General features: G+C 73.6%; 5 protein-coding genes. 3 read left to right on the top strand and 2 right to left on the bottom strand.

The annotated features are described in order from the left end of the window. Positions 1 to 5: 5 nt before the first annotated feature. Both AB0O40_RS36830 and AB0O40_RS36835 read right to left on the bottom strand, forming a co-directional pair. Positions 6 to 149 (bottom strand): hypothetical protein, encoded by a 144-nt coding sequence (locus tag AB0O40_RS36830; RefSeq protein ID WP_365050464.1) that lies wholly within the window; start codon positions 147 to 149, stop codon positions 6 to 8. Between the two features lie 202 nt (positions 150 to 351). Beyond that, positions 352 to 3,675, bottom strand: a complete 3,324-nt coding sequence (locus AB0O40_RS36835) for a S8 family peptidase (RefSeq protein ID WP_365050466.1) — start codon at positions 3,673 to 3,675, stop codon at positions 352 to 354. 306 nt (positions 3,676 to 3,981) lie between these two features. On the opposite strand from AB0O40_RS36835, the gene AB0O40_RS36840 reads away from it, so the two are divergent. From AB0O40_RS36840 to AB0O40_RS36850, 3 genes are all read left to right on the top strand, one after another. Further along, positions 3,982 to 6,504 (top strand): FG-GAP-like repeat-containing protein, encoded by a 2,523-nt coding sequence (locus AB0O40_RS36840; protein WP_365050468.1) that lies wholly within the window; start codon positions 3,982 to 3,984, stop codon positions 6,502 to 6,504. A 285-nt stretch (positions 6,505 to 6,789) separates the two neighbouring features. After that, positions 6,790 to 7,413 carry a biliverdin-producing heme oxygenase gene (locus AB0O40_RS36845; RefSeq protein WP_365050471.1) on the top strand — a complete coding sequence of 208 codons (624 nt, stop codon included), beginning with the start codon at positions 6,790 to 6,792 and terminating at the stop codon, positions 7,411 to 7,413. A gap of 123 nt (positions 7,414 to 7,536) precedes the next feature. Continuing rightward, positions 7,537 to 8,490 carry an alpha/beta fold hydrolase gene (locus AB0O40_RS36850; RefSeq protein ID WP_365050469.1) on the top strand — a complete coding sequence of 318 codons (954 nt, stop codon included), beginning with the start codon at positions 7,537 to 7,539 and terminating at the stop codon, positions 8,488 to 8,490. Positions 8,491 to 8,568: the final 78 nt, after the last annotated feature.

Here is an 8,568-nt window from a genome sequence, read left to right on the forward strand (position 1 = left end):
CCCGATTAGCCGCCGGCCCCGGGACGGCCCCCGGCCCCACGACGCCCGGCGGGCCGGCCCCCTGGGTCCAGCAGGAGGAGCACGGCGGCGGCGCCGAGCGAGAGGAGCACGGCGAGCCGGCGCAGCCGGGGGAAGCGTGGCGGTTTCACAGGGGCCTCCTCGGGGCGGGTGGGGATGTCCGGGAGGCTAGGCCGCGCGCCGACGGCCCACCATGTGATGGGCGGCCACAACGGACCGCGTGCAGATGGGTGCCGGCGGGCGGGTACGGCCCGGCCCGGCGCCCGCGGGTGCGGGGCCGGGCCGGGGTGGTGCGTCGCTCCGGACCGTCTCAGAGGTCGGGCCGGGGGCGGGTCACTTCACGAGGCGGTAGGCGTTGGTGATCGTCTCGCGGGTGGTGTTGCCGCTCTTGTCCTTCAGGTCCACCCGGAAGGTCACGCCCCCGGCGGTGGCCGGGTGCTTGACGGACACCGAGCGGGCGCCCTTGCTGTCGGTGCTCACCGTCAGCGGGTGCCAGGTGGCGCCGCCGTCGTAAGAGACCTTGACGGTGAGCGTGGCGACCCGGCCCTTGGCCGCGGCGGCGCCGCCCACGTGCAGCGGCACCTTGAGGGTGCTGCCGGCCTTGGCCGTGCCGGTCAGGCTGAGCGCCGGGGAGAGCCGGACGGTGGACAGCGGGAGCAGCACGCCCTTGTCGGTGGCGGGCTTGGCCGAGGTGAAGGTCCACACGCCGCTGACCTTGGTGCTGATCGTGGCGTCCTTGGAGGAGCGGGTGGCCTCCTCGGTCAGCGTGTAGACCGCCTTGGCGGCCGGTACGTCGGTGCTGAACCACTCGTTGGGGCCGGTCTGGAGCAGCACCTTGCCGCCGGACTCCAGGCGGGCGAAGCCGCCGGTGGGGACCGAGTAGCCGGGGTGGCCGCCGCCGTCGACGAACAACAGGACGTTGGCGTCGATGGTGTTGCCGTAGCGGTGGGCGCCCTGCTCGTCGCCGCCGACCCCGAGGTCCGGCCCGACGACGCCGTTGTTGAACTCCAGCGTGTACTTCTTGGCCGGGGTGTAGGTGACCGGGCCCCGGTTGTAGATGATGCGCGCCTCACCGGCCGCGTTGGCCTGTGCGGCGTTCCAGTACCAGCGCACGCCGGTGGTGCTCATGAACTGGGTGCCGGACAGCGGCAGGTTGCGCTCCATGGTGGTGATCGGGCCGGGGCTGAAGCCGTCGGGGGCCGAGGCGGTGGTGGTGACCAGGCCCCGGACGCCGGTGACGGAGGCGGCGAAGCCGAACTTCAGCTCGGCCAGGTCGGCGCGGGCGACCGTGCGGGTCAGGCCGGTGAACCAGGTGCCGGTGCGGGGGAAGGCGAGCCGGTAGTCGGTGGTCGGGGCGGCGGGCGAGCGCCAGACGCCGGCGAGCAGGGACTGCATGCCCTTGGCGGTGGACCCGAGGGTGGCGGTGCGGAACTGCATCGCGCCGTCGATGATCCACGTGCCGCTGACCTCGGCGTCCTTGTCGTAGTAGCCGACGGTGGCGCTGACCAGCTTGGCGTTCTTGTCCGGGGCGGTGACCGCGAACGGCTTGGCCGTGCGGGCGTCCAGGGTGACGGTGCTCTTGGCCGCGACCTTCAGCACCGGCTGGACCAGGACGGCCAGGTGGGTGCCCGGGTAGGGGCTGCGGATCTCGCTCTGCAGCTGGTAGGAGCCCTTGGCCAGGCGCATGACGGCCGAACCGGTGGTGCGGTACGGCACCTCGACGCGGTCCTGGCCGCTGCTGCCGGCCCTGGTGATCAGGGTGGTGTAGTCGGTGGAGGCCTTGCCGGCGTCGTCGAGGTGGCGCACGGTCACGTCGTAGGACTCGACCTCGCGGACGACGGCGAGCCCGGTGCGGACCGACTGGCCGTCGCCGGCGGCGAGCACGGTGCCGCCGAAGGAGCCGTCGGCGGTGCCCTTGCGGGTGTCGACGGTGACGGTGGTCTTCGCGGTCCCGTGGGCCGGGACGGTGAGCGTGGCGTTCTTGACGGTGAACAGTCCGGCGGGGGCCGGGTGGCCGGCCGCGTCGGTACCGGCCGTGCTCAGCTTCAGCGTGACGGCCTTGCTGCCGAGGTTGCGGTAGGTCAGCGTCTTGCCGACCGGCTTGTCGTCGGTGTGCGGCCACAGCTGGGTGCCGAAGTCGAGCGAGCCGGGCTCGGGCACGACGGTGGCGGTGCGGGCGCGGGTGAGGTCCACCCGGCCGGCCCCCTGCTCGAGGGCGGTCAGGCCGGCGCGGGGCTTGGCCGAGCCGGTCAGCAGCGCCTTGAGCTGGACGCCCGTCCAGGTCGGGTGCTCCTGGAGGAGCAGCGCGGCGGCGCCCGCGACGTGCGGGGTGGCCATCGAGGTGCCGGACATGGTGGTGTAGCCGTTGCCGACGGGCAGGCCGCCCTGGGTGCTCTTGGCGGCGGTGATGTCCACGCCCGGAGCCGTGATGTCGGGCTTGGCGAGTCCGGCGAGGGTCGGGCCGCGGCCCGAGAAGCCGGCCAGCCGGTCCTTCTTGTCGACCGCGCCGACGGTCAGGGCCGCGGCGGCGCTGCCGGGCGAGGTGACCGTACGGGGCTTGTCGCCCTCGTTGCCCGCGGCGATGACGAACAGCGCCTTGCCGGACAGCTTGGCGACGGCCGCTTCCTTCGGGTCGATGCCGGCGTCGTCGGGGCCGCCGATGCTCATGCTGACGATCTTGGCGCCCTGGTCGACGGCCCACTGCATGCCGGCGGTGATGGTCGAGTCGCTGCCCCAGCCGTCGTCGCCGAGGACCTTGCCGTCCAGGAGCTTGGCGTCGGGCGCCACGCCCTTGTACCGGCCGCCCGACTTGGCACCCGAACCGGCCACGGTGGAGGCCACGTGGGTGCCGTGCCCGTAGCGGTCCTTGCTGTCCGGTGCGGAGCTGAAGTTCTTCTGGGCTATCTCCACGCCCTTGAGGTCGGGGTGGGTCTCGTCGACACCGGTGTCCAGCACCGCGATCTTGATGCCCTTGCCGGTCCAGCCGGCCTTCCACATGGTGGGCGCGCCGATCTGCGGCACGCTCTTGTCGAGGGTGGCCCGGACCTTGCCGTCCAGCCACAGGTGGGAGATGGCCGAGGCGGCCGAGAAGCCGGCCGGCGAGCGGCCGGTCAGCTTCGACCAGAGCACCGGGGCACCGGACTTGGGCGCGTCGAAGGCCTCGCCGTCGACCGCGGGGAGCGCCCGCCGGTCCCGGGCGACATCGGTCAGCGCCTCACCGAAGGCGCTGGGCACCCGGGCCCCGGACCCGTCCCGCCGGTACGAGACGATCATCGGCACGGTGCTGCGGTGCGCGTCGTCGTAGCCGTCCGCGACCAGTCGCGCGACGTCGAACAGCCGCCGGTCCACGGTGCCTTCGTCGATCAGGTGCACCGCGTCCTGCGGGATGACGTACGTGTGGCCGGGCGTGCGCCGGATCGAGAGCGGGATGCCCTCGCGGCCCTTGGCGCGGTCGATCCGGGTCACCGACCCGTCCGCGGCAACCCCGATCCGGTCGCCGGTCACCAGTGTGACCGTCACCGGCGCAGCGGCCTTGGCCTTGGCGCCGTGCGGCACCTGGGGCGGCCGGCCCCCTGCCGACGGCGCGGCCGCCGCCGTCCCCGCGACCAGCGTCGCCACCACCGTGGCGGCGAGCGCCGCCCCTCTCACTCTCGACACAGGTACCACCTGTGATCCCCCGCTCTCGTGCACCTACCGAAACGTCGTCCCGTACCACGCGTACGACGGACGTTCGGTTCTCTGATTCGGCAGGTGATCTTACAAATCCGTGGAGACGTGCGGGATTCGGCCGCCGCCCCCGGCCCGAAGATCGCCAACTGGCCCCGCCGGTACAACCCTTCGCGCAGCCCGGAGGTCTCAGTGATCACCGGGGGTCGTGGGGGCGGGCCCGGTAGGCCGCCGCCCCGCGCCGCCCCCGGCCGGAGCGGGGGGCGAGGGGTCCCCCGCATTCAAGGGGGAGAATCCATGGGCAGGAACGCCCTTGCGCGCCGCCGCGCCACCGCGGCCGCGCTCGTCACCACCTCGCTCGTCCTCGGCGCCGTCGTCCTCCCGGCGGGCGGTGCCTACGCCGGTACGCCCGCGCCGTGGACCGCCGCCGTGCGGCTGGCAGATGCGCAGGCCGCGCTCCAGGAGCTGGTGGTCACCACCGACGGCACCGCCGTCGCCCTGTGGAAGCAGTACGACGCCACCGCCCGGCTCTGGCGGCTGACCGCGGCCACCCGGCCCGCCGGCACCGACACCTGGAACGCCCCGGCGGAGCTGGCGACCTCGCCCAACGACAAGGGCGAGGCCAAGCTGCTGGCCCGGGCGGACGGTTCGGTCCTCGCGCTGTGGACCGAGCGACCGAACGCCACCACCACGTACACCGACGAGACCCGGGTGCTCAGCGCCACCCTCGCCGCCGGGGCGGGCGCCCGCTGGTCCGCCCCCGTCACCCTCATCGACCTGTGGGCCAAGGTCGCGATCAGCTCCCTGGACCTGGTCGAGGGGCCGGGCGGCCGGATCGCCGCGGCCTGGGTCTCCCGGCCGCTGTCCGCCCGGATCGGGGAGGTGTACCTGGCCCTGCGCGCGGAGGACGGCAGTTGGCTCAACTCCCTGCCGGCCAGCAACGTGGGCACGCACTCCGGCTCGGTCGCCTCCGGCCCCCAGCTCGCCCTCGACCCCGAGGGCAACGCGATCGTCGCGTACACGATGAACGTGGGCGGCCGGCTCAGCCTGATGACCAACACCCGCAGCGCCCGGACCGGCGTCTGGCGCACCCCGGCCGCGCTGGCCACACCGGCGTACGTGATGCACACCGCGACGCTGGGCAGCGATCCGTCCGGCGAGACGTACCTGGTGTGGAAGGACCCGGACGGCAGCCTCAAGCTCAGCCGCCGGCCGACGGCGGACGCCGACTGGTCCGAGCCCGTCACCGCCGCCGCCGGACTGGCCACCGGCGGCAGCGGGGTGCCGACCAGGACCCCGGAGCCGCTGGTGGCGGCCGACGGGGACATCACACTGGTCTGGTACGACGAGACGCACCGCGGCGGCGACGGCGCCACCACCGGCATCCGCACGGTGAGCTTCGACTCCGACACCGGCTCCTGGTCCCCGCTGCGGACCCTCTCGACCGGCTATCCCGCCACCGCGTACGACGTCTCGATGGCGCGGGACGGCTCAGTCCACGCCGCCTGGCTGCAGTCCGACCCCAGCTCCTCGACCACCTCCGTGCAGCAGGCCTCCCGGATCGGGAACTCCTGGACCGACACCCGCCAGGTGTCGTACGGCGGTTACGAGCGCGCGGAGATCGCCTCCGCCGGCGCCGACCGGCTCACCGTCGCCTGGGACTCGGGCCCGAGCGGGAGCCGGTCGCTGTGGGCCGTACGGGCGGCCTGGCCGCAGCTGACCGCCAGCCCGTTCAGCGTCCCCGACCAGGTGGACCTGACCCGCTCCAGCGGCGGGAAGACCGCCTGGGACGCCCGGTGGTCGACCAACACCGCGGTGGCCAACTGGACGATGACGGTGGCGGATCCGGCCGGCCGGACCCTGCGCACCCTGACCGCCGCGCCGAACGCCGCCGGGATCACCGTGCAGTGGGACGGCCGGACCAGCACCGGCGCGGTGGCCCCCAACGGCCGGCTGAAGTGGACCCTCAAGGCCACCCAGGCCGGGTCCGGCACGGTCTCCACCGTGGCCACCGGCGTCCTGAAGGTGACCGGTGGCGCGGCGGTGCACCGGGACTTCGGCGGCCCGAGCGACACCCCGGACGGGCTGGGCGACGTGTTCACCCTCAGCTCCGCGGGCAGGCTCCAGCACCTGTATGCCTCGCTGCCGGGCGGCGACCTCGTGATGGGCCGGACCGGTACCGGCTGGTCCTCCTCGATCCTCGCCGTCCCGTTCGGCGACCTGAGCGGCGACCGCTGCAACGACCTCCTGGTGCGCAGCGGGGACAACCTGCGGCTGTACAAGCCGGCGTGCGGGGCGGCGCCGTCGGCCTCCGTCCCGTCCACGGCGATCGGCGCGGGGTGGGGCCAGTACGACCTGCTGACCGCGACCGGGGACGCCACCAAGGACGGCCGCCCCGACCTGTACGCCCGCAACCGGACCACCGGCGCGCTGTACCTCTACAAGGGGGTGAGCGGGAAGCTCGCGGCGCGGGTGAAGCTCGCCGGTGACTGGCGCGGCTACAAGAGGCTGGTGGGCGCCGGGGACCTGAACGGCGACGGGATCGGCGACCTGCTGGCGCAGGACAAGTCCAATGCCCTGTGGCGCTACGACGGCACCGGCACCGGCACGTTCAAGGCGCGGGTGAAGCTGTCCTCCTCCTGGGGGTCCACCTACAACGCGGTGGTGGCGCCCGGCGACCTGAACGGCGACGGCAAGGCCGACCTGATCGCCCGGGACACGGCCGGGAACCTCTACCGGATCTACGGGACCGGCAAGGGCGCCATCGGCTCGCGCACCAAGGTGAACATCGGCTTCGGCGGCTACAAGGCGCTGTTCTAGCCGGGCCGGTGGCGGCGGCGGTGGCGGCCGAGGGGCCCGACCACTTCCCGACAGGGTGTCGGCAAGCGTGTTGACTTAGGTAAGCCTAAGTTAGAGGATCGGGGGGACGGACGGGCGCCCGGGAAACCGGGCGGCCGGCCCGCGGGCGCCGCGCGCTGCCCGCGGCGGGCCGTCCGTACCCTCTCCCCCTTCCAGGAGGTCCCCGTGGACGCCACCGCCGCACCCGACGCCACCGACGCCGCCCAGGACCCGCTCGCCGGGGCCGGCACCACGCCGTTCTCGGCGGTGATCCGGGCCGCCTCGCACGAGCAGCACACCGAGGCCGAGAACTCCGGCTTCATGAGCGACCTCCTCGGCGGCCGGCTGGGCATCGCGGCGTACGCCCGGTACACGGAGCAACTGTGGTTCGTGTACCGGGCGCTGGAGGAGGCGCAGCCGGCGGCCGACCCGGTGGCCGGGCCGTTCCGGCAGCCCCGCCTGCGGCGCCTGCCGGCCCTCGGACAGGACCTGGCGCACCTGCGCGGGCCCGACTGGCGCGCGGGCCTGGCGGCGCTGCCCGCCACCCGCGCCTACGCCGAGCGCATCGCGCACTGCGCGCGGCACTGGCCCGCCGGGTACGTCGCCCACCACTACACCCGCTACCTCGGCGACCTGTCGGGCGGTCAGATCATCCGGAGCACCGCCGAGAAGACCTGGGGCTTCACCCGCAAGGGCGACGGGGTCCGCTTCTACGTCTTCGACGAGATCGCCAACCCCGCCGCCTTCAAGCGCGAGTACCGCGCCCTCCTGGACGCCCTCCCCGTCGACGAACTGGAACGCCGCCGCGTGGTGGAGGAGTGCAACCGCGCCTTCACCCACAACACGGCCGTCTTCCGCGAACTCGCCGAGGAATTCCGCCCGGCCGCCTGACCCCTCGGGCTCCTGGAACGGCGGCGCACCGGTCGGCGGGGAGGGCGGAGGCATTTCTTCCTCGGGTGGGGGGCGGGGAGGATGGCGCGCGTGATCCGAGTTCCCCACTACTCAGGAGCCGTTGTGCGCATATCGAGAATCCTCAGCGCCGCCGGTGGCCTCGCCGCGGCGGGGGTCCTGGCCACCGCCACGTCCGCGGCCGCGGAGACCGGGCCCGTGCAGGACAACTTCCTTCCCGCCATGGTCCATTCGATCCTCCACCTCGACATCGATCCGCCGGGCGCGAACGACTGGAACTGCCGTCCCGGCGCCGCGCACCCGCGGCCGGTGGTCCTGGTCCACGGCACCTACGAGAACCGGTACAACAACTGGTCGCGGATGTCCCCCGAGTTGAAGGCCCAGGGCTACTGCGTCTACGCCCTCGACTTCGGGGACACCGACGACGCGGGGGTGGCGCTGGCGCCCACCGTCAAGGGGTACGGGGACATCAAGGAGTCCTCCAAAGAGCTGGCCGCCTTCGTGGACAGGGTGCTGGCCGCCAGCGGCGCCGCCCAGGTGGACCTCGTCGGCCACTCCCAGGGCGGGACCCTGTCCCGCTGGTACCTCAAGGCGGACGGCGGCGCGGACCCGGCCGACCCGTCGAAGAACAAGGTCAAGAAGGTCGTGCAGCTCGGCGCGACCAACCACGGCACCACCATGAGCGGCTTCGACATCCTCGCCGACAAGCTCGGCATCCTGGAGTCCGGTGCCGGCCCCCTGGGCAAGGCGGGCGTCCAGCAGTACGAGAAGTCCGACTTCATCAGGGAGCTCAACGCCGACGGGGACACGGTCCCCGGGATCGAGTACACCGTGATCGCCACGATGTACGACGAGATCACCACCCCCTGGCGGAGCACGTTCCTGACCGCCGGCCCCGGCGCGACGGTGCACAACGTCACCTTGCAGGACGGCTGTTTCGTCGACCTCTCCGCCCACCTGAGCATGTCGTACAGCCCGCGCGCGATCGGCCTGGTCGGCCAGGCCCTGGACCCCTCGGCGCCGGCGGCGCCCTGCGTGCCGAGGCTTCCCGCCTTCTGACACCGGCTCGGCCGGCCGCCTTCGCGGCGGCCGCCCGGCCGGGACTGCCCCGCCGCTCCCGCGCAGGCGGCTCCGCGA

Source organism: Streptomyces sp. NPDC089919, assembly GCF_040684615.1.
Taxonomy (GTDB): domain Bacteria; phylum Actinomycetota; class Actinomycetes; order Streptomycetales; family Streptomycetaceae; genus Streptomyces.

Bases quoted from the DNA above. Each gene is read 5' to 3' on its own strand.
- AB0O40_RS36840 (WP_365050468.1), top strand. From the start codon at position 3,982: ATGGGCAGGAACGCCCTTGCGCGCCGCCGCGCCACCGCGGCCGCGCTC.